Annotated in this window: 26 protein-coding genes and 1 other RNA gene; 19 read left to right on the top strand and 8 right to left on the bottom strand. The window is 67.0% G+C overall.

The window, feature by feature from the left end; genetic code table 11:
• The first annotated feature begins 62 nt into the window (after nucleotides 1-62).
• From ACNFJ7_RS13485 to ACNFJ7_RS13470, 4 genes are read left to right on the top strand one after another with little or no spacing between them, the layout of a single operon-like run.
• A complete protein-coding gene (locus ACNFJ7_RS13485; protein WP_019369353.1) occupies nucleotides 63-1,031 on the top strand; it encodes a KpsF/GutQ family sugar-phosphate isomerase in 969 nt (322 codons plus the stop codon).
• Nucleotides 1,032-1,041: 10 nt separating this feature from the next.
• Nucleotides 1,042-1,842, top strand: a complete 801-nt coding sequence (locus tag ACNFJ7_RS13480) for a 3-deoxy-manno-octulosonate cytidylyltransferase (protein WP_019369354.1) — start codon at nucleotides 1,042-1,044, stop codon at nucleotides 1,840-1,842.
• A 1-nt stretch (nucleotide 1,843) separates the two neighbouring features.
• On the top strand, nucleotides 1,844-3,481 hold the full coding sequence (locus tag ACNFJ7_RS13475) for a beta-3-deoxy-D-manno-oct-2-ulosonic acid transferase (RefSeq protein WP_419724225.1): 1,638 nt from the start codon (nucleotides 1,844-1,846) through the stop codon (nucleotides 3,479-3,481).
• Nucleotides 3,478-4,731, top strand: coding sequence for a capsule biosynthesis protein (locus ACNFJ7_RS13470; protein ID WP_019369356.1), 1,254 nt, complete (start codon nucleotides 3,478-3,480; stop codon nucleotides 4,729-4,731). Before ACNFJ7_RS13475 ends, ACNFJ7_RS13470 begins: the two co-directional genes overlap by 4 nt.
• A gap of 15 nt (nucleotides 4,732-4,746) precedes the next feature.
• On the opposite strand, the gene ACNFJ7_RS13465 is transcribed toward ACNFJ7_RS13470, so the two are convergent.
• Entirely contained in the window at nucleotides 4,747-5,433 is a 687-nt protein-coding gene (locus ACNFJ7_RS13465; RefSeq protein WP_019369357.1) for a fatty acid desaturase CarF family protein, read from the bottom strand.
• A 200-nt stretch (nucleotides 5,434-5,633) separates the two neighbouring features.
• Between ACNFJ7_RS13465 and ACNFJ7_RS13460 the strand changes: the two genes are divergently transcribed.
• Complete coding sequence (locus tag ACNFJ7_RS13460; RefSeq protein WP_019369358.1) at nucleotides 5,634-6,785, top strand: glycosyltransferase family 4 protein; 1,152 nt, start codon at nucleotides 5,634-5,636, stop codon at nucleotides 6,783-6,785.
• A gap of 67 nt (nucleotides 6,786-6,852) precedes the next feature.
• On the opposite strand, the gene ssrA is transcribed toward ACNFJ7_RS13460, so the two are convergent.
• Nucleotides 6,853-7,199: a transfer-messenger RNA gene (ssrA, locus tag ACNFJ7_RS13455) on the bottom strand.
• A gap of 58 nt (nucleotides 7,200-7,257) precedes the next feature.
• Between ssrA and ACNFJ7_RS13450 the strand changes: the two genes are divergently transcribed.
• Nucleotides 7,258-7,689, top strand: a complete 432-nt coding sequence (locus tag ACNFJ7_RS13450) for an RrF2 family transcriptional regulator (RefSeq protein WP_019369359.1) — start codon at nucleotides 7,258-7,260, stop codon at nucleotides 7,687-7,689.
• Here the strand turns inward: ACNFJ7_RS13450 and mscL are convergent.
• A complete protein-coding gene (mscL, locus tag ACNFJ7_RS13445; RefSeq protein ID WP_019369360.1) occupies nucleotides 7,686-8,144 on the bottom strand; it encodes a large conductance mechanosensitive channel protein MscL in 459 nt (152 codons plus the stop codon). The two genes, ACNFJ7_RS13450 and mscL, sit on opposite strands and share 4 nt — an antisense overlap.
• 145 nt (nucleotides 8,145-8,289) lie before the next feature.
• Between mscL and ACNFJ7_RS13440 the strand changes: the two genes are divergently transcribed.
• Genes ACNFJ7_RS13440 through ACNFJ7_RS13425 form a run of 4 tightly spaced genes read left to right on the top strand, consistent with a single transcriptional unit; the run spans nucleotide 8,290 to nucleotide 10,986 of the window.
• Entirely contained in the window at nucleotides 8,290-8,880 is a 591-nt protein-coding gene (locus ACNFJ7_RS13440; protein ID WP_019369361.1) for a LemA family protein, read from the top strand.
• Between the two features lie 23 nt (nucleotides 8,881-8,903).
• Nucleotides 8,904-9,773: a TPM domain-containing protein gene (locus tag ACNFJ7_RS13435; RefSeq protein ID WP_019369362.1), complete on the top strand. Its 870-nt coding sequence runs from the start codon at nucleotides 8,904-8,906 to the stop codon at nucleotides 9,771-9,773.
• Nucleotides 9,774-9,775: 2 nt separating this feature from the next.
• Nucleotides 9,776-10,447, top strand: coding sequence for a TPM domain-containing protein (locus tag ACNFJ7_RS13430; RefSeq protein WP_019369363.1), 672 nt, complete (start codon nucleotides 9,776-9,778; stop codon nucleotides 10,445-10,447).
• A gap of 11 nt (nucleotides 10,448-10,458) precedes the next feature.
• Nucleotides 10,459-10,986, top strand: a complete 528-nt coding sequence (locus ACNFJ7_RS13425) for an NUDIX hydrolase (RefSeq protein WP_019369364.1) — start codon at nucleotides 10,459-10,461, stop codon at nucleotides 10,984-10,986.
• A gap of 188 nt (nucleotides 10,987-11,174) precedes the next feature.
• Here the strand turns inward: ACNFJ7_RS13425 and ACNFJ7_RS13420 are convergent, their stop codons facing one another.
• A complete protein-coding gene (locus ACNFJ7_RS13420; RefSeq protein ID WP_019369365.1) occupies nucleotides 11,175-11,456 on the bottom strand; it encodes an ETC complex I subunit in 282 nt (93 codons plus the stop codon).
• Nucleotides 11,457-11,467: 11 nt separating this feature from the next.
• Nucleotides 11,468-14,011, bottom strand: a complete 2,544-nt coding sequence (gene hrpB, locus ACNFJ7_RS13415; RefSeq protein ID WP_419724224.1) for an ATP-dependent helicase HrpB — start codon at nucleotides 14,009-14,011, stop codon at nucleotides 11,468-11,470.
• A 60-nt stretch (nucleotides 14,012-14,071) separates the two neighbouring features.
• On the opposite strand from hrpB, the gene ACNFJ7_RS13410 reads away from it, so the two are divergent.
• Nucleotides 14,072-14,293 (top strand): hypothetical protein, encoded by a 222-nt coding sequence (locus ACNFJ7_RS13410; RefSeq protein ID WP_019369251.1) that lies wholly within the window; start codon nucleotides 14,072-14,074, stop codon nucleotides 14,291-14,293.
• A 22-nt stretch (nucleotides 14,294-14,315) separates the two neighbouring features.
• On the opposite strand, the gene ACNFJ7_RS13405 is transcribed toward ACNFJ7_RS13410, so the two are convergent.
• Nucleotides 14,316-15,329 (bottom strand): polyprenyl synthetase family protein, encoded by a 1,014-nt coding sequence (locus ACNFJ7_RS13405; RefSeq protein ID WP_019369250.1) that lies wholly within the window; start codon nucleotides 15,327-15,329, stop codon nucleotides 14,316-14,318.
• Between the two features lie 81 nt (nucleotides 15,330-15,410).
• On the opposite strand from ACNFJ7_RS13405, the gene ACNFJ7_RS13400 reads away from it, so the two are divergent.
• The 4 genes from ACNFJ7_RS13400 (at nucleotide 15,411) to ACNFJ7_RS13385 (ending at nucleotide 19,832) form a co-directional block, all read left to right on the top strand.
• The gene (locus ACNFJ7_RS13400) at nucleotides 15,411-15,719 is read left to right on the top strand and encodes a chorismate mutase (RefSeq protein WP_026009094.1); all 309 of its coding nucleotides are present in this window, start codon (nucleotides 15,411-15,413) and stop codon (nucleotides 15,717-15,719) included.
• Between the two features lie 37 nt (nucleotides 15,720-15,756).
• Nucleotides 15,757-16,872, top strand: a complete 1,116-nt coding sequence (locus ACNFJ7_RS13395) for a glycosidase (protein ID WP_019369248.1) — start codon at nucleotides 15,757-15,759, stop codon at nucleotides 16,870-16,872.
• 256 nt (nucleotides 16,873-17,128) lie between these two features.
• Nucleotides 17,129-18,712, top strand: coding sequence for an alpha-amylase family glycosyl hydrolase (locus ACNFJ7_RS13390; protein WP_019369247.1), 1,584 nt, complete (start codon nucleotides 17,129-17,131; stop codon nucleotides 18,710-18,712).
• A gap of 112 nt (nucleotides 18,713-18,824) precedes the next feature.
• Nucleotides 18,825-19,832 carry a glycosyltransferase family 4 protein gene (locus ACNFJ7_RS13385; RefSeq protein ID WP_019369246.1) on the top strand — a complete coding sequence of 336 codons (1,008 nt, stop codon included), beginning with the start codon at nucleotides 18,825-18,827 and terminating at the stop codon, nucleotides 19,830-19,832.
• Between the two features lie 16 nt (nucleotides 19,833-19,848).
• Here ACNFJ7_RS13385 and ACNFJ7_RS13380 read toward each other — a convergent pair whose 3' ends face one another.
• Nucleotides 19,849-21,558: a histidine kinase famiy protein gene (locus ACNFJ7_RS13380; RefSeq protein WP_019369245.1), complete on the bottom strand. Its 1,710-nt coding sequence runs from the start codon at nucleotides 21,556-21,558 to the stop codon at nucleotides 19,849-19,851.
• 90 nt (nucleotides 21,559-21,648) lie between these two features.
• Complete coding sequence (locus ACNFJ7_RS13375) at nucleotides 21,649-22,323, bottom strand: HAD family hydrolase (protein WP_019369244.1); 675 nt, start codon at nucleotides 22,321-22,323, stop codon at nucleotides 21,649-21,651.
• Nucleotides 22,324-22,384: 61 nt separating this feature from the next.
• Here ACNFJ7_RS13375 and ACNFJ7_RS13370 point away from each other — a divergent pair, with 61 nt between their 5' ends.
• Genes ACNFJ7_RS13370 through ACNFJ7_RS13355 form a run of 4 tightly spaced genes read left to right on the top strand, consistent with a single transcriptional unit; the run spans nucleotide 22,385 to nucleotide 25,879 of the window.
• Nucleotides 22,385-23,494, top strand: coding sequence for an MlaE family ABC transporter permease (locus ACNFJ7_RS13370; RefSeq protein ID WP_019369243.1), 1,110 nt, complete (start codon nucleotides 22,385-22,387; stop codon nucleotides 23,492-23,494).
• Nucleotides 23,491-24,309: an ABC transporter ATP-binding protein gene (locus ACNFJ7_RS13365; protein WP_019369242.1), complete on the top strand. Its 819-nt coding sequence runs from the start codon at nucleotides 23,491-23,493 to the stop codon at nucleotides 24,307-24,309. The genes ACNFJ7_RS13370 and ACNFJ7_RS13365 overlap by 4 nt, the downstream gene beginning before the upstream one ends.
• On the top strand, nucleotides 24,309-25,274 hold the full coding sequence (locus ACNFJ7_RS13360) for an MlaD family protein (protein WP_019369241.1): 966 nt from the start codon (nucleotides 24,309-24,311) through the stop codon (nucleotides 25,272-25,274). The genes ACNFJ7_RS13365 and ACNFJ7_RS13360 overlap by 1 nt, the downstream gene beginning before the upstream one ends.
• An 8-nt stretch (nucleotides 25,275-25,282) precedes the next feature.
• Nucleotides 25,283-25,879, top strand: coding sequence for an ABC-type transport auxiliary lipoprotein family protein (locus ACNFJ7_RS13355; protein ID WP_019369240.1), 597 nt, complete (start codon nucleotides 25,283-25,285; stop codon nucleotides 25,877-25,879).
• Nucleotides 25,880-25,881: the final 2 nt, after the last annotated feature.

The raw sequence follows: 25,881 nt of genomic DNA, 5'->3' as shown, positions 1-25,881 counted from the left end.
TAGTTGATCGGGACGCCCTTGCGGCGTTCGTCACGCACGAGTGGGGAAGTGCGGAGAACGGAATGCGTGTATTGAGCGTAGAATCGATCATCGAGGCGGGCGCGGCGGTTATCCGCCAAGAAGCGGAAGCGCTGGTCCTGCTCGCCGACGAACTCGATCTACAGTTCGCCAAGGCGGTCGACCTGCTAGTGCGCGCACCGGGCCGAGTCGTTCTGGTCGGCATGGGCAAGTCGGGGCACATCGCCCGCAAGATCGCGGCAACGCTTTCCGCCACCGGCAGCGCCGCCTATTTTCTCCACCCGGGAGAAGCCTCGCATGGCGACCTTGGCGTGCTGCGCGAGGGCGATCTGCTGCTGGTCCTGTCCAATTCGGGCCAGACGCCGGAGATCACGGCGGTGCTTTCCCACGCGGAGCGCCTGAACGTGCCGGTGATAGGGATCACGGCGGGCGCGGAATCGATGCTGGCGCGGCGGGCGAACATCACCCTGTTGCTGCCCGGCTGCAGTGAAGCCTGCCCGGAAGGCGTTGCTCCCACTACATCGACGACGATGATGCTCGCGCTCGGCGACGCACTTGCCGTCTCTGCGATGCGCAAACGTGGCGTCTCGCGGACAGAACTGGCCCGCTGGCATCCCGGAGGACGAATCGGCTGGGGCCTGCAAACAATCGAAGCATTTATCGGCCGCAACGAGGCGCTCCCGCTAGTCCGACCGGAAACCAGCGCGCGCGATGTCGTGCTGGAGATGACGTCGTGCGGCAAGGGCATTGCCGGCGTGGTTGATGCGGACGGCGATCTGGTGGGCGTGATAACCGATGGCGACTTGCGGCGCGCGTTCGACCGAATGCTGATCGCGGTCGCTGGCGAGATCATGTCACGCGATCCGGTCACCATTGCCAAAGGCGCTTCGATCGACGATGCCATCGAGCGCATGCAGGAGAACAAGATCACTGTGCTGTTCGTGATGGAGACCGAGACGTCGCGCCGCCCTTGGGGGCTTCTGCATATCCACGATCTTCGCCTGAACGCTTGAAGCCGGTTCAATGGGGCGCGGCATCCTCGTCATTCCGGCCCGCTACGCGTCGTCGCGCTATCCGGGGAAGCCGCTTGCGCCGATCCGTGGCGCTATGGGCGCCTCGCAGTCGCTGATCGCGCGCAGCATTGCGGCTGCGCGATCCGCGCAGCTGGCGCTGCCGTTGTACGTGGCAACCGATGACGCCCGCATTGCAGACGCGGTGACGGCGCTCGGCGAGCAGGCCGTCATGACGCCGGACACCTGCGCGAACGGCACCGAGCGGGTCGCCGCAGCGGTCGAGGCGCTGGGGATAGCGCCTGATTTCGCCATCAATTTTCAAGGCGACGCGCTGCTGACACCGCCAGAGTTCGTCGCCGCCCTGGCCAACTGGATGGAAACCCATCCCGATTGCAAAGTCGCCACCGTTGCCGTGCGCTGTTCCGCAACCGTGTACGCGCATCTGGTGATCGATCAGGCAGCGGGCCGTAGCGGCGGAACGACCGTCGTTGTCGATGCGCAGGGACGGGCGTTGTATTTCTCGAAGCGGGTACTGCCGTTCCTGCCAGAGCCGCCGTACGACGGATCGATCCCGGTGCTGCTGCATCTCGGTCTCTATGCCTATCGACCGGAGGCGCTGCAGCGCTATGGTAGCCTGCCGCCCTCTCCGGCGGAACTCGCGGAGGGGCTCGAGCAGCTGCGATTCCTGCATCACGGCATCCCGGTCGATGTCGTCGTTATGGATGCACCGGCCTGGGATCCGATCGAATTCAATAATCCCACCGATCTGGCGCCGATCGAAGCAATCCTGATGGCGCGCGGAGTCGCCTGACATGATAACCTCGCGGCAGGAACCCATGCCGTTCCTGCGCATCCCTCCCTTCCCCCGGTCGCGTCCGGTGCGGATCGTGGACGTGGCGGACCGATCCGCATCCGACGATGTCGCATACGTCGCGGCGCGGCTTCGCAGCGATCGTGTCGGAGGCGCCTTCTGGGGGGCGCAGCCCGAACTTCCCGCAGGTTGCGATATCCTGCTCGCGCCCGCATCCGCAGCGCAGGGCAACGCGATGGTGCAGGCGCTGCCCGCCGAGCAGCGCGCGCGTGCGCTGGCGTTGGGCCGGGTCGGCCATGGCATTGCAGCGCTTGCACAACGCCGACCCATCGATCCCTGGTGGCTGGCCGAACGAGCCGCCAGCATCCTGGTGGACGCGAACGATGAACTGGCATTGGTCGCGGCGCTCGTCGGCTGCGACGTCCGGTTGTTCGGAACTGGCCGCTTTGCCGGCATTGATACTCCCGAGGGACTTCATCGCGCCCTTCATGCCGAACTGCTCGCCAACCGCACCTATCGCGATCCGTTCACCGGCGCGTCGTGCGGGATCGGGGCAGTCCTTTCGCTGCTGTCGGACTGGCGGCGGTTGATCGACAGCAATCGTAGTATCGGTCAGGTCCTCGGCGTGGCCGGATGGAAGCGGGAAACGGTCGAAGCGCTGCTATGGGATGGCGGCGTGGGGCCGTCCTATCGCCTATCTGCCAGTGCCCGGGGCGCCACCGTGCTGTGGCGCGCGCGGGTACCCGCGTCGGTGCAGCGCCGGATCGAGCGCCGGGCGGCACCGGTCGCCGAACTCGAAGACGGTTTTCTGCGTTCGGCCGGCCTAGGGGCGAACTGCGTGCCGCCGCTGTCGATCGCCATTGACTTCCAAGGCATTCATTTCGATCCCGCGATGCCCAGCGACCTTGAAACGCTGCTTGAGACGGCGGTGTTCGAAGCACCGTTGCTGGACCGGGCATCCGCCTTGATCGAACGCATTGTCAACGCTGGGCTGAGCAAATATGGTCGCGGCGGCCAGCGCCTGAGGCCGCCAGGAGGCGCCAGGCGGCATGTCCTCGTCACCGGGCAGGTCGAGGATGATCGGTCGGTCATGACGGGTGGCGGCGGCAAGACCAACCTGGACCTGCTGCAAGCCGCCCGCGCCGCCGAGCCCGATGCGTACCTGATCTACAAACCCCACCCGGATGTTGAGGCCGGCCACCGCAAAGGTGCGATCGACGACGGCCTCGCCGCGCACTATGCCGATCGCATTGAACGGCAGGCGCCAATTTCGAGCCTTCTGGAAATCGCCGATGCGGTGCACGTACTGACGTCGCTCGCGGGGTTCGAGGCCCTCTTGCGCCAGAAAAAGGTCGTGACCCACGGCGTGCCCTTCTATGCCGGCTGGGGCCTGACGACGGATCTCGGGCCGGTGCCTTCTCGCCGCAACAGACGGCGGACTTTGCTCGAATTGGTGGCGGCGGCGCTGATCGTCTATCCGCGTTATCTTGATCCCGTAACGCGGCTGCCATGCGATGTTGAAATACTTGTCGCCAGGATGATCGCCGATGAGACCGGCGAGCCGACGCAGTTAGAACGATTGCGCACGGCGCAAGGCAAGGTTAGACGGTGGCTTGTCCGTATCGGATCGGGTTTATGAAACACATCCATCGCACAAGGCGGTCCTTTCTGTTCCTGCAAGGTCCGCCTGGGCCGTTCTTCTGGCAACTGGGCCAGAAGATCGCATCGCATGGATCATCGGTGTACCGAATCAATCTGAACGGCGGCGACACTTATGACTGGCCCGGCGAGGCTACGGATTATCGGGGTCGCGCCAGTAGCTGGCCGATTTTCTTCAATCGTTTCCTTCGCGAGCACGCGATCACCGATCTCGTACTATATGGCGATTGCCGGCCCCTGCATCTTGCCGCACATCAGCTGGCAAAGCTTCGCGGCGTGGCCATCCACGTGTTCGAGGAAGGTTATATCCGACCCGATTGGATGACGCTCGAGCCGGACGGCGTGAACGGTCATTCGACGCTCAACCGCGATCCGGCAGCCCTGCGGGAAGCCGCACGCACGCTGCCAGCGGTACCCGATCTGCCCTCGATCACCGCCAGCTTCAGCCGGCGGGCGCGGGATTCCTATTGGTACTATCATCGGGTCGTCACCGGGCGCCTGCGCTTCCCCTTCTACAGGTCGCACCGTAGAGGCGTGATCGTCTTGGAAGGCTTTGGCTGGATGCGAAAATTCGCGCTCGCTCGCCTGCGATCGGTGCAAGCGGGGCAAACGCTCTCCAAGCTGGCGGACAAATCTTTCTACCTCTTCCCGCTCCAGCTCACCGGCGACTATCAGATCCGCGAGCATTCGCCCTTTGGCACGATGTACACGGCGGCCGATTATGTGCTCGACAGTTTTGCGCATCGCGCGCCGGCCCATACGCATTTGCTGGTGAAGGAACACCCGCTTGACTGCGGTTTCCACAACTGGCGCCGATTCCTACAGAGCCGCGCCCGCGCGCTGGGCATCGAAGATCGCGTACACCATATCGATGGTGGCGAACTCGCGGTACTTGCTCGACGGGCCAAGGGAATGGTGTGCGTGAACAGCACCTCGGGCACGCTGGCGCTCACCGCTGGCAAGCCGGTGATTGTGCTGGGCGAAGCGATCTACGACGTGCCCGGCATCACGCATCAAGGACATCTCGACGAGTTCTGGGAAGCGCCGGCCGCGCCGGACATGGAGTTGTTCGATGCTTTCCGCCGCGTACTGCACCAGCATTGCCTGGTCCGCGGCGGATTGGCGAGCGAGTCTGCCACCGAAACGCTGATCGACAACAGCTTTCAACGGCTGATGGGAGACCCGCAGCACGCGATTCCGGATTTCGAGAAGATCTCGATTATCGCCTGACGCCTCCAGCGCAGATCAGGCCCCGGGCTCCAGCCCGGCATCATCCAGCATTCCACGCCGCCGCAAGGCAAGGAACAGCCGGTTCACCAGCGGGTTGGACCACCCACAATTCGTGGCAAAGTCCCGCTGCAGCGTATCATGATGCAACTGGTGCGCCGCCGGTGTCATCAGCAGCCTGCACCGCCGCAGCGCATTGACAATCCACGGATTGCGCTCGCGGTGAAGAGCTCCATGGAAATATTGCGCAAACGCCCCTCCGACAATCAGCGCAACGCCCGCCGCTGCCGCCCAGCCAGGCGCAACACCGCTGTACGCCGCCGCGTTCAGCAGTAACGAGAACGGCAGGGCCGCAAGAATCACGGTGCTACCGATCAGGCGCCAAAGGTCGCGCCGGCCTAGAGCATCCGGTCGCGGGTGATGGTTCTTAAAGTCATAGACCAGCCGATCCAGCGGACCGACCTTGCCCATGCGCTCCCGCCAGAGCGCTTTGTACGCATCTGATTCACGCGACCCTGCATAGAAGTACAAGGCGTCTAGGCCCTTGCCCGCCGGGCAGGGCCGGTAATCCATGTACATATGGACCAAGCCCGATGCGAGATCGGCGACATACCAGCCGGCCAGCAGCGCGGGGATTACCCACCAACTCGGGTTCAGCAACACGGCCATCACGTTCGCTGCCAGGGACAGGAGGAACAACGGCATCAGAATTCGTCTTGCCATCACCGGCCCCACACTACGCCGCCGACGGGGCGGCTTGTCTCACAAATCGTCCTAGCTAGTGCATCGCCCCGCAGCAACGGCTTGATTTGTCTTGCGAGCGGGCGCAATCCGCCCAGCGACCGTGACCTTTATTATCAACTGCTCTCTCCGATCAACCTAAGGCGGACAAAGTTCCAGCAACGATGCCGCGCGATCTCCTCATCGATGTCAGCCGTCTCATCTGGCGGACCTGGACGGGCCGGCTCCCTACCGGCGTCGATCGCGTTTGCCTCGCCTATGTCGAGCAATTCGCCGCGCGTGCGCAGGCAGTTGTCCAGCGCGGGAATCTACGCCAGATCCTCACGCCTGCACTGTCGGATGCGATATTTCGCCTGATTCGGGAAGGCGGACCGCAGTTCCGCACTCGAGCACCGCGCCTGGCAATGCGTGCGGTGGTAGCGCAGCGGGGCGGCCAATGGGGTGGCGATCGGCTCTACCTGAATGTCGGCCACACCGGGCTGGACGCCAGCGGCCTCGTCACCTGGGCACAACGCGCCCAGGTTCGGCCGGTCTATCTCATCCATGATCTCATCCCGCTGACGCATCCTGAGTTTTGTCGGGTGGGGGAAGATATTCGTCATAATCGTCGTATGGCCAATGCCCTGACGAGCGCGACCGGCATCATCGGCAACTCCCAGGCGACGCTCGACCTTTTCGCCGCTTTTGCCGAGGCACAGGGAAAGCCCTGTCCGCCCATGCTGCCGGCGCTGCTGGGCGGACATCCGCTGCCGGCCGACGCACCGCCGATCGCACTCGATCGCCCCTATTTCGTCACGCTCGGCACGATCGAGGGCCGCAAGAACCATGTGTTGCTGCTGCAGCTGTGGCGCCGGCTGATCACGCACAATGCCGCCGCCTGCCCGAAGCTGGTCATCATCGGCCAGCGCGGCTGGGAGGCGCAGACGGCGCTGGCGATGCTCGACCGGCTGCCATTGCTTGCCGGCCATGTGCAGGTGATCGAGGATTGCGGCGATGCGGCGCTTGCCGGCTATCTGCGCGGCGCGCGTGCGCTGCTGATGCCGAGCTTCACCGAAGGCTATGGCCTGCCCATAGTGGAGGCGCTGGGCGTCGGCACGCCGGTGGTGGCGAGCGACCTGCCGGTATTTCGCGAACTTGCCGGCGATCTGCCGATCTATTGCGACCCGCTCGACGGCACCGCCTGGCTGGCGGCGATCGCCCATCATCTGCAGGAAGGCGAGATCCGACAGGCGCAGCTAGCGCGGGTACGGAACTACACGATGCCCAGCTGGGAAGCGCATTTCGCTGCCGTAGAGCCCTGGCTGGCGACGCTCTGATCGACCTCACGGCGCGCTGATCGAAACGGTCCAGGGGGTTCTGTTGCCCGGCCCCCCTGGCGGCCGCTGGAATCCACTTCTGTTGCCCGGTGTGGCCCGACCGCGCATTTTAGAATAACCTTAGGCCGTTAAGCCGTGAGGTTACGCCGCAATAGCGAGTGCTTCGTTATCGTTGGCACTTGTGTAATGGGCCGTTGCGGTGGTCCCATTCCGAGCGAAGACAGCGCTTTTCAATACACGTCGATCCTGGTTCGGCCCCGTCAGAAACGGTGTCCAGATACACCACCGGTTATGGTGGAGCCGCCGGGTACTGCCCCCGGGTCCGCTGCATCTATTATACGCCATTGTTTATCGCCATAGCCGGGCGAACCCGGCAACGACCCATATAAGCGATCCGCGCTTAATGAAAAGGTCAGGTAACAAGGATTATCGCCTTCACACGGCCCAATTCGGTTGGCATGGAGAGTGCATCATGTTGACGCAGCGTTCCCGCTATGCGCTCCGCGCAATGCTCTTCCTTGCCGAACAGCCGATCACCGGCGCACCCGTGCCGATGAACCGCATCGCAAGCGAAGCCAATGTGCCGCGCAAGTTCCTGGAACTGATTCTTGCCGATCTGCGGGAAGCAGGGTTTCTGCTCTCCACGCGCGGCAAGATGGGCGGCTATCGGCTCGCCCGCCCCTCGCACCTTATTTCACTGGGCGAGATCATCCGCGTGATTGAGGGGCCGTTGGCGCTCGTCCCCTGCGTCAGCCGTACCGCCTATCGCCCCTGCAACGACTGCAAGGATGAAGCGGCCTGCGCGATCCGCCAGGCGATGGCCCGTGTGCGCGATGAAACCGCGCGGATCCTGGACGGCACCAGCCTGGCCGATGCCGTGGCCGAGGATCTGGCGGCCGCCTAAGCGGCGCCGTTGCGCTTCTTCAGTTCGTCGAGAATCTCGCGCAGCAGCACCACATCGGCCGGATCGGCAGCAGGCGGCCCCTCCCCTGCGGCCTTGTCACGCTCTGCGGTCGCGAGCAACCTGTTGACCGAGCGCACCAGCAGGAAGACGATGAAGGCGAGGATGAGGAAGTTGATCACCACGGTGATGAACTGCCCGAACCCGAACAGCGGCACGCCGGCGGCCTTCAGCGCCGCATAGCTGGTGGTGGAGCCGGTATAGCCCTCCGGGAGCGCGCCCAGCCGGATGAAGTAGCCGGAAAAATCGACGCCGCCGAAGATCGCGCCGACCACCGGCATGATGATGTCGTCGGTCAGCGACTTGGTGATCGTGCCGAACGCCGCGCCGATGATGACGCCGACGGCGAGATCGAGCACATTGCCGCGCGCGATGAACGTTCTGAATTCCTTCAACATTCCTCGTTTCTCCCGTTCCGTGCCGCAGCATGATGGCGGAATCCGCTGTCAATCGCCAACCCCGGGCGTTCGATTTCCCTTCCGCTGACCGGTGTCGCTACCATATAAGACACTTCGATCGATGGGATTTGGAGGAACCTTGCCCATGAAGTTTCATACCGCACTGGTGCCGGTGGCAGCGCTTTCGCTCTCGGCCTGCGGGCTCAACAGCGTCCCCACCGCCGAGGAGAATGCCAAGGCCAAATGGGCGGACGTGCAGGCGCAGTATCAGCGCCGCGCCGACCTGGTCCCGAACCTGGTCGCGACGGTGAAAGGCGCCGCCGCGTCCGAAGGCAAGATCCTGGCCGACGTGATGAATGCCCGCGCCAAGGCCACTTCAGTGCAGGTCAACGCCACGGACCTGACCGATCCGGCCAAGGTCCAGCAGTTCCAACAGGCGCAGCAGCAATTGGGCGGCTCGCTCTCGCGGCTGCTGGCGACGGTGGAAGCCTATCCGGACCTCAAGAGCCAGGGCAACTTCACCACGCTGATGAGCCAGCTGGAAGGCACCGAGAACCGGATCACCATCTCGATCCGCGACTATAACCAGGCCGTGCAGGATTATAACACGCGCATCCGCACCTTCCCCGACGCAGTGGGTGCGAAGGTGTTCTACGGCGCCAAGCCGATGACGCCATTCCAGGCCAAGGCGGGTGCGGATGTAGCCCCGACGGTGAACTTCGGGAATAGCAACTGACCCGTCCTTTTCCCGGAGCGTCGATGATGCGCGTACTGCGCTACGTGCTGCTGCTCGTCGCCCTGCTCGCCGGGGCGACGAGCGCGCTGGCCGATCCTAGCTTCCCCAAGCTGACCGGCCGGGTGGTGGACGACGCACATCTGCTCTCGCCCGAGCAAGTCGCGCAGCTTACCCAGCTTTCGGCCGAGGTGGAGCAGGCGTCGAGCCGGCAGCTGGTCGTCGCGACGATCCCGGACCTGCAGGGCTATGACATCGCCGATTACGGCTATCAGCTCGGCCGTGCCTGGCAGATCGGCCAGAAGGACGCGAATAACGGCATCCTGCTGATCGTTGCGCCGAACGAGCGCAAGGTGCGGATCGAGGTCGGCTATGGCCTCGAGCCGATCATGACCGACGCGCTGTCGAGCCAGATCATCAACCAGGCGATCGTACCCCGCTTCAAGGCCGGCGACATGGCCGGTGGCATCATGGCCGGCGCGCAGGCAATTGCCGAGCAGATGAAGCAGCCGCTGGAGGCGGCCGAGCAGAAGGCCAAGGCGGCGCAGGATGCCGCCGCCAAGGCCCCGCGCCGAAAGGGCGGCAGCAGCGGGCTGCCGATCGGGCTGCTGTTCTGGTTCATTCTGCTGATCGTCATCCTGATTCCCATGTTCGCCCGCTTCGGCGGCAAGCGCCGGCCGGGCCCCTGGGGCGCAAAGCGCTACCGCGGCGGCGGCGACAGCGGCGCACTGCCGATCATCCTCTGGACGATCGCGAGTGAAATCGGCCGGGCGGCAAGCCAGCATGATGACGACGATCGCGGCGGCGGCTGGGGCGGCGGCGGCGGTGGCGGCGGTGGCGGCTTCTCCGGCGGCGGCGGATCGTTCGGCGGCGGCGGGGCTTCGGGGAGCTGGTGAGGATGCGATTGACTGATCAGGACCGCGCCACGGTCGCGGCGGCCGTAGCGCGGGCAGAAGGCGGCACCAGCGGCGAGATCGTCACGGTGGTTGCCGGGCGTTCGGACGACTATGCCGATGTCGCGCTGCAATGGGCGGTGCTGACGATGCTGCTGGTGCTGGCGCTGCTCGCCTGGCAGCCCGCCCCGATCGAGTGGCTGCACAGCCGGATGATCGATCCCTGGGCGCAGACCGTGCCGGCGCATTGGTACCTCACCGCCGCGTTGGTGGTGAGCGCGCTCACCTTCCTGCTGGTGCGGGTGGTGCTCGCCAAGGACGCGCTGCGCATCGCGCTCGCGCCCGGATCGACCAAGACCCGGCGGGTCCATGCCCGCGCGCTGGCGCTGTTCCGCACCGCCGCCGAGAAGCGCACCACCGGCTCCACCGGCGTGCTGCTCTACCTCAGCCTCGCCGAGCATCGTGCCGAGATCCTGGCGGACTCGGCGATCCATTCGCGCGTCACACCCGAAGTGTGGGGGGCGGCGATGGCCGCCCTGCTCGGCCATGTGAAGGAAGGCCGGGTCGCCGAAGGCATGGCCGCGGCGGTGGCGCAGATCGGCATCGTACTTGCCGAGCATTTCCCGCGTGCCGCCGATGACGTGAACGAGCTTCCCGATCGCCTGATCGAACTCTAAGGCCTTTTTCCATGACCGACGAACCGATCGAGACCCCCTGGACGGGCAAGTGGATCACCGTGCGCCGCCAGGGCAAATGGGAATATGTCGCCCGTGCCCGCGGCATCCGCGCGGTGGTGATCGTCGCGATCGACGATCAGGACCGGGTGATCCTGGTCGACCAGTATCGCGTGCCGATGGGCCGCCGCTCGATTGAGCTGCCCGCCGGACTGGTGGGAGATACCGAGCAAGGTGACACGATCGAGGCCGCCGCGCGCCGCGAGCTGGAGGAAGAAGCCGGCTATGCCTGCGAGCGTGTCGAGGAACTGGGCGAGTATTTCGCCTCGCCCGGCATGGTCAGCGAAAGTTTCACGCTGGTGCGCGTGCATGGGCTGACCCGGGTCGGCGAAGGCGGCGGCGTCGACGGCGAGGACATCAACGTCCACCATGTGCCGCTGGCCGACCTGCCGGCGTTCATCGCCGACTGCCGCGCGCAAGGCATGGGCGTCGACGTGAAGATGCTGCTGCTGCTCAGCGGCGCGCTGCTGGGGAACGGCTGAGTCGCGTCTGAAGGCGCACGCCGGCCAAAACCTCCGCCGTACCCGCGCGGGCGGGGATCCATTGGTGGGCCTGTCACGGCTCGCCCCCAGCGTCCTGGCAAATGGATCCCCGCCTGCGCGGGGATGACGACTGGTGTAGATGCGCTGAGCCCGCCACTTCACCTGCTATGCAGGCGAAGCGTCCGCGATCAGCGAAAATTGTCGGCGTAGGCCTGCAGCTTGAGCTTGCGCTGCGGCGCCGGCACGACGTGATAGGCATAGCCTTCACGCTCGGCATATTCCTTTGCCGCTTCCAGCGTCGGAAAGCCGATGCGCACCTGATTGGCGGTCTCGCCGCCGCCGGCCCAGCCGGTCAGCGGATCGGGCCGCTGCGGCGTGTGCGGCTCGAACTCGAGAACCCAGTTGTCGGTCCGGGCGCGGCCGGACTGCATCGCGTTCTTGACGCGCTGATAGATGCGAGCGGACTTCATGGGGCCACCCTTTAGCGCGCCGCGCGCGCCCTTGCATCAGCGTTTTTCGTCCGTAGCGTTGCGGAGGCCGCCGCCGGGTCCTCGGGCCAGGGGTGGCGGGGGTAGCGGCCGCGCATTTCCTTGGCGACCGCCGCCCAGCTACCCTTCCAGAAGCCCGGCAGGTCGCGGGTGGTCTGGATCGGCCGGCCGGCGGGCGAAGTGAGGCTGAGCACCAGCGGCACGTTGCCGCCGATCATCGGATGCTCGGCGAGGCCGAACAGCGCCTGGACGCGCACTTCCACCGTGGGGCCGGCTTCGGCGGCATAGTCGATAGCGTGGGAGGAACCGGCGGGGGTCTCGAAGCGCGCAGGGGCGAGCCGGTCGAGCGTCTTCTGCCCATCCCAGCCGAGCAGATTCTGCAGCGCCTGGGTGAGCGATTCGGGGCTCACCGCGTCGAGCCGGCGCTTGCCTTCCAGCGCGGGCGGCAGCCACTCGTCGAGGGCGACGAGCAGGGCCTCGTCGGTCAGCGCCGCGATGCCGGCATAGGCGCCGCGGGTGCGGAGCGCCTGCGCGGTATCGGACCAGGGGAGCAGGTGGAGGCCATGGGTCCGCACGCCTTCGAGCAGTGCCGATTCGATTTCGGCGGGCGTGGCACCCGAGTCGCTGCCGCCGGACAGGCGCACGGCACCCAGGCGGCGTTCGCGCAGCGCTTCGATACGGCCGGTGGCGGGATCAAAGCTGACGGTGCGGCGCGTCTCGATGCGATCGGCAAACAGCGATTCAACCGTGGCGGCATCGATCGGCGCGGCCGAGAGGATGCGCGCGCCGGCGGCCATGCCCTGCGTCTCGGCGACGGCGAGCCAGTCGGCGCGGGCGAGCGGCGAGGCGGGGTCGAGCTTGAACCCGCGCCCGCCGACCGAGGCCCAGGTCTCGCCAGAGCCGTCGCGGCGTTTGGCGACGCGATCGGGGAAGGCGAGCGCGACGCAAAGGGCGACGTCTTCTCCCTGCGCTCCCCCTCCCGCGCGCGGGAGGGGGCCGGGGGGTGGGCCCCCGGCATCCGCACCGGATTCGCACGTGGAGAGCGGGGGCCCACCCCCTAGCCCCCTTCCGCTTGCGGGAGGGGGAACAAGCTTGCTCCATCGCTCGGCCAGCCGCCGCGCATTCTCCGCGCGCTGGCCGCGTTCCCCCTTCCAGCGACGCAGGCGCAGGTCGAGGTCCGCGTCATTGCCCCCCAGCCCGCGCTCACCGAGCAGCACGGCGACCGCCGCCGCGGTTCGCGCCATGCCGCGCTCGCTGGCGCGCACCAGCATATGGCCGAGCCGCGGCGGCAGCGGCAGGCGGGCGATCGCCTTGCCATGCTCGGTCGGGCGGCCATCGGCGTCGATCGCCTCCAGCGCCCCCAGCCGCGCCCGCGCCTCGGCGATCGCTGCCTCGGGCGGCGGATCGAGCCAGGCGAGCTGGCGCGGATCGGTGACGCCCCACAGCGCACAGTCGAGCATCAGCGCCGACAGATCGGCCTCGAGGATTTCGGGGGGATCGAAGCGGGGCAGCCCCGCCGTCGCGGCTTCTTCCCACAGGCGGTAGGCGGTGCCCGGCCCCTGCCGCGCCGCGCGGCCGGCCCGCTGGGTCACCGCCGCCTGGCTGGCCCGCTCGGTCACCAGCCGCGTCATTCCCGCCGCGCGATCGTAGCGCGGGCGCCGCGCCAGTCCGGAATCGACCACCACGCGGATGCCGTCGAGCGTCAGCGAGGTCTCGGCGATCGAGGTGGCCAGCACGATCTTGCGCCGTCCCTCCGGATCGGGCGCGATCGCGGCGCGCTGGGCGGCGGGCTCCAGACTGCCGTGCAGCCGGTGCAGCACCGCGCCGCCGATGTCGCCCAGTCGCTCGGCGGTCCGCTCGATCTCCGCCACGCCGGGCAGGAAGGCTAGGATGCCGCCCTCTTCTTCGCGCAACGCCTGGCGCACCGCGCTGGCAACCGAGTCCTCGATCCGCGCCTCGGCCGCGCGGCCGAGATGGCGCAGCGTCAGCGGATAGCTGCGGCCTTCGCTTTCCACCACCGGCGCGTCGCCCATCAGCCCGGAGAAGCGGCTGCCGTCGAGCGTCGCCGACATCGCGACCAGCCGCAGGTCCGGCCGCAGCGCGCCCTGCGCATCGAGCGCAAGTGCCAGCCCGAAATCGCTGTCGAGGCTGCGTTCATGCACCTCGTCGAACAGCACGGCGGAGACGCCCACCAGCTCCGGATCGGACTGGATGCGATTGACGAAAATGCCCTCGGTGACCACCGTCACCCGCGTCGCCGCCGAGCGCTTCGTATCCATGCGGGTGGCATAGCCGAAGGTCTTGCCGACCCCCTCGCCCGCGAGCGCCGCCATCCGCTCCGCCGCAGCGCGCGCCGCCAGCCTGCGCGGGGAGAGCAGCAGGATTTCCCCGGTGCACCAGCCCTCCCCCAGCAGCGCCGGCGCCACCGCGGTCGTCTTGCCGGCGCCGGGCGGCGCGACCAGCACGGCGTTGCTGCCGCCGCGCAGAACATCGAGCAGCGCCGGCAAAACAGCGTGGATCGGCAGAGTGGACGTCATTCGGCTGCAACCATTCGGGACAAGCGTGGTTAGGCGGACTCACCGCCAAAGGAGCGCGACATGGCACGAATCCTTTCCCAGTTCACCATCACCCCGGACAGCGACGGCGAGTACACGCTGCACCTGGAAGACGAAGAGGGCGAAACCATCGAAATGACGGCGAGCTACGAGCAGCTCGACCTGATCGTCGAGGGCATCGAAGAAGTGCTCGACCTGGACGAGGAAGACGCTCTGGAAGTCGAGGACGAGGACGAGGACGAGGAAAAGCCGGCGGACGATTAAGCCCGCACGGCCGGGGCGCGCGTCAATAGGCGCGCGCCACCGCAAACTCGACGGCCTCGACCATCGCGTCCTTCGCCTCGCAGGCGCGGAAGCTGCCCAGCGCATCAATGGCGCGCTGGCCGTAATGCCGGGCGCGGGCGAGCGTATCGTCCACCGCGCGACAATTGCGGACCAGCCGGATCGCCTCGGCGAAATCCTCGTCCGAGATGCGGCGGCCGGAGATCGCTTCCTTCCAGAAGGCGCGTTCCGCTTCGTTGCCGCGCGCATAAGCGAGGATCACCGGCAGCGTCATCTTGCCTTCGCGGAAATCGTCGCCGGCATCCTTGCCCATGGTCGACGCATCCGACACGTAATCGATCGCATCGTCGACCAGCTGGAAGGCGATGCCGAGGTTGCGGCCATAGGCGTCGAGCGCCAGTTCCTCCGCCTCGGGACGCTCGGCCACCACGCCTGCCACGCGGCAGGCGGCGGCGAACAGCGCGGCGGTCTTCGCGCCGATGATATCGAGATAGCGATCCTCGGACAGATCGATCCGGCGCACCGCGGTGAGCTGGTTCACCTCGCCCTCGGCGATGATCGCGCTGGCGCCCGAAAGGATGCGCAGCGCCTTCAGGCTCTCCGCCTCCACCATCAGTTCGAACGAGCGGCTGAACAGGAAATCGCCGACCAGCACGCTGGCCGGGTTGCCCCAGATGATGTTGGCGGTGCGACGGCCCCGGCGCAGATCCGAACTGTCGACCACATCGTCATGCAGCAGCGTCGCGGTGTGGATGAACTCCACCGCCGCGGCCAGCTTGTGGTGGCGCGTGCCGGCATAGCCGAGGAGCCGCGCGCTTGCGAGCGTCAGCATCGGCCGCATCCGCTTGCCGCCGCCGGCGATCAGATGGCCGGCGAGCTCCGGAATCAGTGGGATTTCCGACTGCATGCGATCGAGGATCACCGCGTTCACCAGGTTCATGTCCTGGGCGACCAGCGCCATGATCGGATCGAGCGAGGGCTGGGTTCGCGACCCCAGGCGGTGGACGGTTGCGCTCATATGCTGGAGCCTCTGGCCTTTGTGCCCTGCAAAGGCAAGAGGCGCTTGCATGGCCGTGCCGCAGCGGCAAAAGAGAATGCCATGACCGACGCGACGCTGATCCGCTTTCGCCAGAGCATCGACAATATCGATGCGGCGCTCGTCTTCATGCTCGCCGAGCGGTTCAAGGTGACCCAGGCAGTGGGGCGCTACAAGGCCGAGGCCGGGCTTCCCCCTGCCGATCCAGGCCGCGAGGAAGCGCAGATCGCCCGGCTGCGCGCGCTGGCGCAGGATGCCGATCTCGACCCCGAATTTTCCGAAAAATTCCTGCGCTTCATCATCGACGAGGTGATCCGCCACCATCGCCAGGCGCAGGAAGCGGGAACCGAAGCCGGAACCGCGGGAGCCTGACTCCGTTGCTGGGCGTGAAACCCAAGGGGGCAAGCGCTTGAGCGACGATTACCTGATCTTCCGGCCCGACGATGTCGATCTGGACCGGTCGCCGCTACGGGCGGGCGTGGACGAGGCGACCTATGTGCTGGGCGCCTTCAACCCCGGCTTCGCGCGGCTGCCGAACGGCAACCTGCTGCTGATGGTGCGCGTGGCGGAGGCGCTGCGCGATCCCGTGGACGGCAGCCACGCCCGCGCGATCCGCTGGACACCTTCGGGCTATGTGCTCGATCGGCACCCGGTGGCGGGGCTGGACATGGGCGATCCGCGCCAGTTCGCGCTGAAGGGCCGCAACCCGAGGCTGCTCGGCCTCACCTCGCTGTCCTGGCTGCTGCCGGTGGAGCTGGATGCCGAGGGCCGCACGGTGGTTGCAGTGCATTACGACAAGGCGATCGCGCCCACGGCCAGCTACCTCGACTATGGCGTCGAGGATGCGCGGATCACGCGGATCGACGGCACCTACTGGATGACGGTGTGCGGCGTATCGGCCGAACGGCATTGCACCGCCATGTACCGCTCGACCGATGGGCTCGACTGGGAATTGCTCGGGGTGGTGCTCGATCACCAGAACAAGGACATGCTGCTGTTCGAAGGCCGGATCGACGGCTTCTTCCACGCGCTCACCCGGCCGCTGGGCGAGGTGTACTTCGCCTATCCGGACGACTCCCCCTGGCTGGGCGGCCCGTCGATCAACCTCGCCCGCTCGCCCGACGGGCTGCACTGGAAGCCGCTCGACCAGCCGGGAATCCGCGCGCGCAAGGGTTCGACCTCGAACCAGCGGATCGGCGGCGGCAGCCAGCCGGTGCTGACCGAGGCGGGCTGGCTGCTGATCTATCACGGCGTGGAGAAGCGCGACGCGGTCGGCATCTATCGCAGCTTCTGGGCGCTGCTCGAGCGCGACAACCCGAGCGTGATCCTGCGGCAGGAAGACACGGTGCCGCTGCTGGAGGCCAATCCCGCGCTGACCGCAGACATCGCGCACCAGCTATACCTGCCGACGCCGGTGGTATTCACCACCGGGCTGGTCGATGCCGGAGATCGCTACATCGTCGCGAGCGGCGAGGCGGACCTGGCGTGCCGGATCACGCATATTCCGAAGGAACGATTCCGGTGATTAGCCCTAAAATTCCTCCCCGGCACGGGGAGGGGGACCGCCGCCGCAGGCGGTGGTGGAGGGGCCGCGCCGCAGGTGCGGTGCGGGTGACGCGCGCCGGACCACCGCCGCGTGCCGCAGCGGCCCCTCCACCATGCTGCGCCCACGGCTCTCTTCGCGGGCCGGTTTCGCTGCCGCGATGTGCCCCCGGCACATCGCTGTCGGCAGCTACACCCCCCTCCCCGTTCCGGGGAGGAAATTTCGCGAGGAGCCCCCGATGACCGAACCGCTCTGGTGGCAGAAGGGCGTGATCTACCAAGTCTATCCGCGCTCGTTCAACGACTCGAACGGCGACGGCATCGGCGATCTTGCCGGCGTGACGGCGCGGCTGGACTATCTGGTCGATCTCGGCGTGGACGCGGTGTGGCTGTCGCCGATCTTCCCCTCGCCGATGGCCGATTTCGGCTATGACGTGGCCGATTATTGCGGGATCGATCCGCGCTTCGGCACGCTCGCCGACTTCGAGCGCTTGCGTGACGCAGCCCATGCCCGCGGCCTGAAGCTGCTGCTCGATTTCGTGCCCAACCACAGCTCGGATCAGCACCCCTGGTTCCGCGAAAGCCGCTCCTCGCGCGACGCCCCCAAGCGCGACTGGTATATCTGGCGCGATCCCGGCCCCGATGGCGGGCCGCCCAACAACTGGCAGAGCTATTTCGGCGGCAGCGCCTGGGAATGGGACGACGCCACCGGCCAATATTATCTCCACCAGTTCCTCAAGGAGCAGCCCGAGCTCAACTGGCGCAACCCGGATCTGCGCGCGGCGATGCTCGACGCGATGCGCTTCTGGTTCAAGCGCGGGGTCGACGGCTTCCGCATCGACGTGCTGTGGCTGGCGATCAAGCACCCCGACTTCCCCGATAACCCAGCCAATCCGGACTGGCGCGACGGGATGCAGGATATCGAGCGGCTGCTGCCGGTCCACTCGGCCGACCAGCCCGAGATGATGGAGATCATCGCCGCGATGCGCGACGTCGCGGAGGACTATCCCGAGCGCGTGCTGATCGGCGAGATCTACCTGCCGATCCCGCGCCTCGTCGCTTATTATGGCGAGGGCGGGAACGGCGTGCATCTGCCCTTCAACTTCCATCTGCTCGATGCGCGCTGGGATGCCGGGGCGCTGGCGCAGCTGATCGCCGACTATGAAGGCGCGCTGCCCGCCGATGGCTGGCCCAACTGGGTGCTCGGCAACCACGACAAGCCGCGGGTCGCCTCGCGGGTGGGGCCCGACCAGGCAGCCGTCGCGATGATGCTCCTCCTCACGCTGCGCGGCACGCCGACCTTGTACCAGGGCGACGAACTCGGCATGCCCAACGTGGCCATCCCGCCCGACCGGGTGCGCGACCCGCAAGCGCTGCGCGAGCCCGACACCGCGTTCAACCGCGACGAGGTCCGCACGCCGATGCCCTGGGATGCGAGCGCGCATGCCGGGTTCAGCTCGGTCGAGCCGTGGCTGCCGCTCAACCCCGACTGGGCGGAGCGCAACGTGATGGCGCAGCGGGACGCGGCGGGTTCAATGCTGGCCTTCACCCGCGCGCTGCTCCGGCTGCGGCGCGCGCATCCGGCGCTGTCGGTGGGAAGCTGGCAGGCGGTGTCGAGCGACGGTGCGGTGCTCGCCTACGAACGGCGGCATGGAAACGCGCGCGTGCTCGTGGCGCTCAACCTGTCGAATGCGCCGCAGACGCTGGCCTTGCCGGAATGGGCCGCCGCGCTGGCGCCTGCGCTCACCACGCCCGGCCACGAACTGCATGTGGAAGGCACCACCCTCCCCCTCGCCCCGAATCAAGGCATCCTGCTCGCATGAACACCCCTCCCGTGCCCCTGCGAAAGCAGCGGCCCAGAGCCCCAAGCGATTCGCTCTCCTACCCTGGGCCCCTGCTTTCGCAGGGGCACGGACGGGCAAGGGGCAGCCGCGCATGAAGATCGCCATGCTCGCGCCGATCGCGTGGCGCACCCCGCCGCGGCACTACGGCCCCTGGGAGCTGGTGACGAGCCTGCTCACCGAGGCGCTGGTCGCCAAGGGTATCGACGTCACGCTGTTCGCCACGCAGGACTCTGTCACCACCGCGCGCCTCGCCGGCGTAGTGCCGCGCGGCTATGAAGAAGATCCCGCGATCGACGCGAAGGTGTGGGAATATGCCCACCAGTCGCACCTCTTCGCCCGCGCATCCGAGTTCGACCTGATCCACAACCAGGCCGATTTCCCCGCCCACGCCTATGCCCCGCTGATCGACACGCCGATGGTGACGACGATCCACGGCTTTTCCTCCGAGCGCATCCTGCCGATGTACAAGCCGTTCGAGGACCGCGTGCACTATGTCGCGATCTCGGATGCCGATCGACACCCGGCGCTGCGCTATGCCGCGACGATCCACCACGGCATCCCGCTCGCCGACTTCGCCTTCGACGCGACCGGCAGCGACGACCTGCTGTTCTTCGGCCGCATGCACCCGGACAAGGGCGCGGCCGAGGCGATCGCCGTCGCACAGGCCACCGGCCGCCGGCTGAACCTGTACGGCATCGTCCAGGACCAGGGCTATTTCGAGCGCGACGTGCAGCCGCATCTGAACGATCGCATCGTCTATCACGGCCCGGTCGGCGGCGAGGCGCGGATCAAGGCGCTGGGCAGCGCTCGCGCGCTCCTCCACCTGATCAATTTCGACGAGCCCTTCGGCCTGTCGGTGATCGAGGCGATGGCGTGCGGCACCCCGGTGATCGCGGTCCGACGCGGCTCGATGCCCGAGTTGATCGCGGACGGCGTCACCGGCCTGCTGCTCGATTCGGCGGAAGAAGCGGCCAGCGCGGTCGACCGCGCCGCCACGCTCGATCGCGCGGCATGCCGCGCCGCAATCGAAGCGGGCTTTTCGGTGGAGGCAATGGCCGACCAGTATATCGCCCTCTATCGTCGCATCCTGGGCGCCTGATGGCCCGGCGGGGGCTTCAGGCCTCCACGGCGCCGAAAGGGTTGCCCGTGCGGCGCGGCTCCGGCGAACGCCGGTCCAGCGCGGCACGGATGCGATCCGCCAGCTGCTCGCGGCGATAGGGCTTGCCGATCACGTCCAGATTGCTGCCACGCGGGATGTCCGCCACCAGATCCTCGTTATAGCCGGTCGTCATCAGCACCGGCGTTTCCGGATGCAGCGCGTGGAACTGCTCGACCAGCTCGAGCCCGCTCATCCCGCCGGGCATCACGATATCGGTGAACAGCAGATCGATCGGCTCCGCCTCGATCCGCTCCAGCGCCTCTTCGCCGCTCGCCGCCAGCAGCACGCGATAGCCGAGCGCCGTCAGTTGCTCCTGCGCCAGCGCCCGCACATCGTCGCTGTCCTCGACGAGCAGGATCGTCTCGCTGCCGCCGGCGACGCCCCGGCCCGGCTCCTGCTTCGCCGCAGGCGGCGGCGCCGCAACCTCGGCGCTGGCCGCCGTGGGGAACAGCATGCGCACCTCGGTGCCCTCGCCCGGGGCGCTGTCGATTTCCAGGCGGCCGAGCGATTGCTGGACGAAACCATGCACCATAGCGAGGCCCAGGCCGGTGCCGCGCTCGGCGCCCTTGGTCGTGAAGAAGGGCTCGGTCGCACGACGGCGGACATCATCGGCCATGCCGCTACCTTCGTCGCGGATCGTCAGCACCACATAATCGCCCTCGGGCAGCTGGTGCATCGGCGCGTCGCCGTTCAGCTTCCACAGCCGCGTCGAGATCGTCACCGTGCCGCCGCGCGGCATCGCATCGCGTGCGTTCAGCAGCACGTTGAGGATCGCCATTTCCAGATGGGTCGGATCGATCTGGACTTCGGGCAGCCGGCGCTCCAGCGCGGTCACCAGCCGGATCTGCGCGCCGACGGTATTGTCGAGCAGATCGCCGAATTCGTGGATCAGCTGGTTCAGCTCGACCCGGCGGGGCTCCAGCCGCGTCTTGCGCGCGAAGGCGAGCAGCTGCCGCGTCAGCTTCGAGCCGCGGTCGGCGGCGCGCGCGGCATTGGTGAGCAGGCGCTGGTGCCGCTCGTCCTCCACCTGGTTGGCAACGATGTCGATGTTGCCGGAGACGACCTGGAGCAGGTTGTTGAAGTCGTGCGCCAGGCCTGCGGTCAACTGGCCGATCGCTTCCATTTTCTGCGCCTGGCGGAACGCCTGTTCGGAAGCGCGGCGGCGCGTCACGTCCAGCTGGCTAGCGAAAAAGTACAGCAGCTCGCCATCGGTATCGAGCACCGGCGCCACGAACACGGCGTTCCAGAAGAACGATCCATCGCGCCGGTAGTTGACCAGTTCCAGCGCGATCGCTTCGCGCCGATGGATCGCCTCACGCAGTTCCGCTACCGCGTCGCGATCGGTCTCGGCCCCTTGCAGAAATCGACAGTTCCGGCCGAGGATCTCGCTTTCCTCATAGCCGGTAAGATCGAGAAACGCCTTGTTGGCGAAGACGATGGGATTATCGTCTTGGCGCGGATCGGTGATGATCATCGGCATGCGCGTCATCTGCAGCGCCGCGAAGAAAATCGTGCCGCGGTCGCCCAGCCCCGGCACCGTCACCGTCGAGCGTTTCCAATGGTGCGTGGGATGATCGCCGGTCGGGCTATAGGAAGTCACGTCCTTCAGACTTGGCCCCGCGGGCACTCCCGTTGCCGGCGGCTGTTCCACCTCGTCACGTTCCACACGCTTCCTCACGACCACATTTATCGGGCAGGATAATGCATGATGGGCTGTTTCGGTTGCGAACCCTTTGGATCCCTTACGGAAAAAAGCTCAGCCGCGCCAATCGAGCATGGCCCAGCCCCGCGCCTCCGCCAGTCGCCGCAAGGGCCCGTGCGCGTTGACCGCAAAGGCTTCGTCGGCCCAGCTGAGCAGCGGCGCGTCGGATACATGGTCCGAATAGGCGCGAATCCGGCAGTTCGCGCGCAGCAGCCCCGCCTCTGCCAACCAATTTTCGACCATGTGGAGCTTTACGGGCCCGTAACAGTTCTCGCCTTCGAGATCGGAGAGAATATGTCCGTGCCCGTCCCGCTTCGCATTGGTGGCGATCACATCGTCAAAGCCCAGCCGCGTGCCGATCGCCTCGGCATAATAGCGATGCGATGCGGTGGCCATCACCAGCCGATAGCCGGCGGCGCGGTCCACCGCGATCTGCGCGCGCGCGCCCTGCAGCACGCCGCGCTGCAGTTCCAGTTCGGCGAACGCTTCCGCCACGACGCGCATGTCGTTGGGCGGCAGCGCGCGGCCCAGCAGCAGCCGGTGCGACAGGCGCTTCAGCCCGGCGCGATCGATCCGGCGCAGCAGATAGGCCAGCCCGCCCAGCCCGACGAGCGGGAACAGGCCCAGCCGCCATGGCGCGCGCGTGCGGGCGACGTGCAGCAGGAACCGCGTCCAGGTCGGTTTCGCGGTGATGGTCTTGTCCATGTCGTAAATGGCGAGGCGTTGCATTGCGCCCTCTAGCCACGGAGGAACTTGCCGTTCCAGCCGGAATCGCGGAAAGGGGGTATTGATGAGGGCACCCGCCGACTTCGAACGCTCCGATTTGAACGGCGAGGCGGTGCTCCGCTTCTCCGGCAACCTCTCTTTGTCCTGTCTCGGCGATCTGCCGCAACGGCTCGACGCGGTCGACGGTACGGTCGCACGCCTCGACCTGCGCGACATCGGCCGGATGGATACGGTGGGCGCCTGGGTCGTGCATCGCTTCGCCCGCGATCGCGGCGCGGCGATCGAAGGGCTGGGCGCCGACGAGCAGCATCTGCTTGATCAGGTGATCGCCGCCGAACATCCGATCCAGCTGCCGCCGCCGCCACAGGGTTCGTTTACCCGCGCGCTCAACGAGATCGGCGGCGCGGTCATCAATTCGGGCAAGACGCTGTACGGCCTGCTCGGCTTCATGGGCGCGACGGTGATCGCGCTGTGGAACGTCATCCTCCATCCGCGCCGCTTCCGCTTCAACGCGACGGTGCAGCGATTCGAGGTGGTGGGCGTCGGCGCGCTCGGCATCATCGGATTGATGAGCTTCCTGATCGGCATCGTCATCGCCCAGCAGGGATCGGTGCAGCTTCGCCAGTTCGGTGCGGAAATCTACACGATCAACCTGCTCGGCCGGCTCACCTTGCGCGAACTCGGCATTCTGATGACGGCGATCATGATCGCCGGTCGCTCCGGCTCCGCCTTTGCCGCGCAGATCGGCACGATGAAGCTCACCGAGGAAATCGATGCAATGCGTACGATCGGCGTCTCGCCGATGGAGGCGCTGGTGCTGCCGCGCGTGCTGGCGGTGGTGTTCATGCTGCCGCTGCTAGGCTTCTATTCCTCGATCGTGTCGATTCTGGGTGGCGGGCTGCTGTGCTGGGTGAGCCTCGAGATCCCGCCCGTCACCTTCATCGCCCGCATCCGCGAAGTGGTGCCGATAACCGATCTGTGGATCGGGATGATCAAGGCGCCGGTGTTCGGCGCAATCATCGCCATCGCCGGCTGTTTCCACGGCATGCAGGTGGAAGGCGATGCCGAACAGGTCGGCCAGCGCACCACCACGGCGGTGGTCCAGGCGATCTTCCTGGTGATCGTGCTCGATGCCTTCTTCGCGGTATTCTTCAGCGAGGTGGGCTGGACATGAGCGACGACCGTACGGACGACCGCGAAGTCCTGATCCGCGTCCGGGGGCTGCGCAACGGCTTTGGCGAGCAGCTTGTCCATGACGGGCTGGACCTCGACGTGCGCCGCGGCGAGATCCTTGGCGTCGTCGGCGGGTCCGGCACCGGCAAATCGGTGCTGATGCGCTCGATCATCGGCCTCCAGCCGCCGCTGGACGGGACGGTCGACGTGTTCGGCGAGAACACGATCGGCCGCGACGAAACCGAGGCGCTGGAGATCCGCAAGCGCTGGGGCATCCTGTTCCAGGGCGGGGCGCTGTTTTCCACGCTGACCGTTTCCGAGAACGTCCAGGTGCCGCTCAAGGAATTCTACCCGGGGCTGGACCAGGCGCTGCTCGAGGAAATCGCCGCCTACAAGGTCGTGATGACCGGACTGCCGCCCGAAGCCGGCCCCAAATATCCCGCTGAGCTTTCCGGCGGCATGAAGAAGCGCGCGGGCCTGGCGCGGGCGCTGGCGCTGGATCCCGAGCTGCTGTTCCTCGATGAACCGACCGCGGGCCTCGACCCGATCGGCGCGGCGGCGTTCGACGAGCTCACCGCGTCGCTCCAGCAGACGCTCGGCCTTACCGTGTTCCTGATCACCCACGATCTCGACACGCTCTACGCCATCTGCGACCGCGTCGCGGTGCTGGCGGACAAGCGCGTGATCGCGGTGGGCACGATTCCCGAGCTGTTGGCGTTGGATCATCCGTGGATCCAGGAATATTTCAACGGACCGCGCGGACGCGCCGCGGTCGCGGGCCCGAACCGGCGGGTGCATGAGGATAAGAGGGACTGATGGAAACGCGTTCCAATCATGTGCTGGTCGGTGCGGTGGTGCTGATCCTGCTCGCCGTGCTCTGCCTGTTCATCGTCTGGCTATCGCGACTGGGCGGCGGCGACGAGCGCCAGTATGACATCTTCTTCCGCCAGTCGGTGGATGGGCTCAGCCCCGGCTCGTCGGTCAGCTTCTCGGGCGTCCCCGCCGGGCAGGTGAAGGAAATCCAGTTCTGGCGTCCGGACCCCAGCCTGGTGCGCGTGCGCATCAGCGTGCGGCCCGACGTGCCGATCCTCGAAGGCACCAACGCGACCATCCAGGGCAGCTTCACTGGCCCCAGCACCGTGCAGCTCGACGGCGCGGTGAAGGGCCAGCCGCCGATCGAATGCCCGCAGGACAATCCCCGCGCCGCCTGTCCGCTGGGCGTGCCGGTAATCCCGACCAAGCAGGGCGGCCTGGGCGCGCTGCTCAGCTCCGCACCGAAGCTGCTCGAGCGGCTGACCACACTTACCGAACGCGTTTCCGATCTGCTCGATTCGAAGAACCAGCAGTCGATCGCGGGCATCCTTGCCAACACCAACCGGCTGACCAAGTCGCTCGCCGATCGCGGGCCGGAGATTGCCGCCACGCTGGCCGAAACCCGCGTCGCCATCCAGCAGGCGGGCGCCGCCGCGCAGCAGATCGGCCAACTGGCGGAAACGACCAACGGCATGATGGCGAACGACATCAAGCCGACGATCGCCAATCTGAACGCCACGATCAGCTCGGCTCGCAAGAGCGTGGAGACACTGGACGCGGCGATTGGCGATGCGCGGCCGGGCCTGCAGACCTTCTCGAACAAAACCATGCCTGAAGTCGGCCAGCTCGTGCAGGACCTACGCGAGATGTCGATCGCGCTCACCAACGTCGCGCATCGGCTGGATCAGGGGGGCGCCTCCAGCCTGATCTCGGCACCCGCGCTGCCCACCTACAAGCCGAAGAAGTGAGGAACCGGATGAAGAAGCCCCTCATCGCCGCAGCGCTGCTTGCTGCCGTGCCGCTTTCGGCGTGCATCTCGTTCGGGGCCAAGCCGCCGCCCTCGCTGCTGACGCTCCAGTCGTCGGCGTCGCTCGCGCCCGGCGCGGTGCAGCAATCGGGCTCCGTGAAGGCTGTGGCGATCGCACCGATTAATGCGCCGCAGGAACTGGCGACCACGCGGGTGCCGGTCCATTCGGGCGACGGCGGCACCACGATCGCCTATGTAGACGAAGCGCAATGGGTGGAAGGGCCGGCGAGCCTGTTCGGCCGGCTGCTGGCGGATACCATCGCCGCACGGACCGGCCGGATCGTGCTCAGCCGCCGCCAGTCGCTCACGACGCCCAGCGCCAGCCTGGGCGGCGATCTGCGCGCCTTCGGCGTCGATGCGCCGAGCATGGAGGCCGTGGTTACCTTCGACGCCGCCATCGGACGTGAAGGGGCGCAAGGCTTCGAACGCCGGCGTTTCGAGGCGCGGGTGCCGGTGCGCGCGATTGACACCGCCAGCGTGGGCCCGGCGCTCAACCAGGCCGCGAACCAGGTCGCCGCGGAAGTGGCGGACTGGCTGGGCAAATAGTC

The organism is Sphingomonas sp. HT-1, from assembly GCF_048568905.1.
Lineage (GTDB): Bacteria > Pseudomonadota > Alphaproteobacteria > Sphingomonadales > Sphingomonadaceae > Sphingomonas.
Note: the sequence above shows the minus strand (reverse complement) of the source record. Positions and strands in the feature narration are given on the sequence as shown.

What these genes read in the sequence shown, in the direction of transcription:
- ACNFJ7_RS13440 (WP_019369361.1), top strand. Translation starts at nt 8,290, where the DNA reads ATGAAGTTTCATACCGCACTGGTGCCGGTGGCAGCGCTTTCGCTCTCG.
- ACNFJ7_RS13420 (WP_019369365.1), bottom strand. Translation starts at nt 11,456, where the DNA reads ATGAAGTCCGCTCGCATCTATCAGCGCGTCAAGAACGCGATGCAGTCC.
- ACNFJ7_RS13435 (WP_019369362.1), top strand. Translation starts at nt 8,904, where the DNA reads ATGATGCGCGTACTGCGCTACGTGCTGCTGCTCGTCGCCCTGCTCGCC.
- ACNFJ7_RS13460 (WP_019369358.1), top strand. Translation starts at nt 5,634, where the DNA reads ATGCCGCGCGATCTCCTCATCGATGTCAGCCGTCTCATCTGGCGGACC.
- ACNFJ7_RS13360 (WP_019369241.1), top strand. Translation starts at nt 24,309, where the DNA reads ATGGAAACGCGTTCCAATCATGTGCTGGTCGGTGCGGTGGTGCTGATC.
- ACNFJ7_RS13370 (WP_019369243.1), top strand. Translation starts at nt 22,385, where the DNA reads ATGAGGGCACCCGCCGACTTCGAACGCTCCGATTTGAACGGCGAGGCG.
- ACNFJ7_RS13465 (WP_019369357.1), bottom strand. Translation starts at nt 5,433, where the DNA reads ATGCCGTTGTTCCTCCTGTCCCTGGCAGCGAACGTGATGGCCGTGTTG.
- ACNFJ7_RS13470 (WP_019369356.1), top strand. Translation starts at nt 3,478, where the DNA reads ATGAAACACATCCATCGCACAAGGCGGTCCTTTCTGTTCCTGCAAGGT.
- ACNFJ7_RS13365 (WP_019369242.1), top strand. Translation starts at nt 23,491, where the DNA reads ATGAGCGACGACCGTACGGACGACCGCGAAGTCCTGATCCGCGTCCGG.
- hrpB (WP_419724224.1), bottom strand. Translation starts at nt 14,011, where the DNA reads ATGACGTCCACTCTGCCGATCCACGCTGTTTTGCCGGCGCTGCTCGAT.
- ACNFJ7_RS13450 (WP_019369359.1), top strand. Translation starts at nt 7,258, where the DNA reads ATGTTGACGCAGCGTTCCCGCTATGCGCTCCGCGCAATGCTCTTCCTT.
- ACNFJ7_RS13410 (WP_019369251.1), top strand. Translation starts at nt 14,072, where the DNA reads ATGGCACGAATCCTTTCCCAGTTCACCATCACCCCGGACAGCGACGGC.
- ACNFJ7_RS13375 (WP_019369244.1), bottom strand. Translation starts at nt 22,323, where the DNA reads ATGCAACGCCTCGCCATTTACGACATGGACAAGACCATCACCGCGAAA.
- ACNFJ7_RS13425 (WP_019369364.1), top strand. Translation starts at nt 10,459, where the DNA reads ATGACCGACGAACCGATCGAGACCCCCTGGACGGGCAAGTGGATCACC.
- ACNFJ7_RS13480 (WP_019369354.1), top strand. Translation starts at nt 1,042, where the DNA reads ATGGGGCGCGGCATCCTCGTCATTCCGGCCCGCTACGCGTCGTCGCGC.
- ACNFJ7_RS13355 (WP_019369240.1), top strand. Translation starts at nt 25,283, where the DNA reads ATGAAGAAGCCCCTCATCGCCGCAGCGCTGCTTGCTGCCGTGCCGCTT.
- ACNFJ7_RS13430 (WP_019369363.1), top strand. Translation starts at nt 9,776, where the DNA reads ATGCGATTGACTGATCAGGACCGCGCCACGGTCGCGGCGGCCGTAGCG.
- ACNFJ7_RS13475 (WP_419724225.1), top strand. Translation starts at nt 1,844, where the DNA reads ATGATAACCTCGCGGCAGGAACCCATGCCGTTCCTGCGCATCCCTCCC.
- ACNFJ7_RS13385 (WP_019369246.1), top strand. Translation starts at nt 18,825, where the DNA reads ATGAAGATCGCCATGCTCGCGCCGATCGCGTGGCGCACCCCGCCGCGG.
- ACNFJ7_RS13485 (WP_019369353.1), top strand. Translation starts at nt 63, where the DNA reads ATGCGTGTATTGAGCGTAGAATCGATCATCGAGGCGGGCGCGGCGGTT.
- mscL (WP_019369360.1), bottom strand. Translation starts at nt 8,144, where the DNA reads ATGTTGAAGGAATTCAGAACGTTCATCGCGCGCGGCAATGTGCTCGAT.
- ACNFJ7_RS13400 (WP_026009094.1), top strand. Translation starts at nt 15,411, where the DNA reads ATGACCGACGCGACGCTGATCCGCTTTCGCCAGAGCATCGACAATATC.
- ACNFJ7_RS13405 (WP_019369250.1), bottom strand. Translation starts at nt 15,329, where the DNA reads ATGAGCGCAACCGTCCACCGCCTGGGGTCGCGAACCCAGCCCTCGCTC.
- ACNFJ7_RS13390 (WP_019369247.1), top strand. Translation starts at nt 17,129, where the DNA reads ATGACCGAACCGCTCTGGTGGCAGAAGGGCGTGATCTACCAAGTCTAT.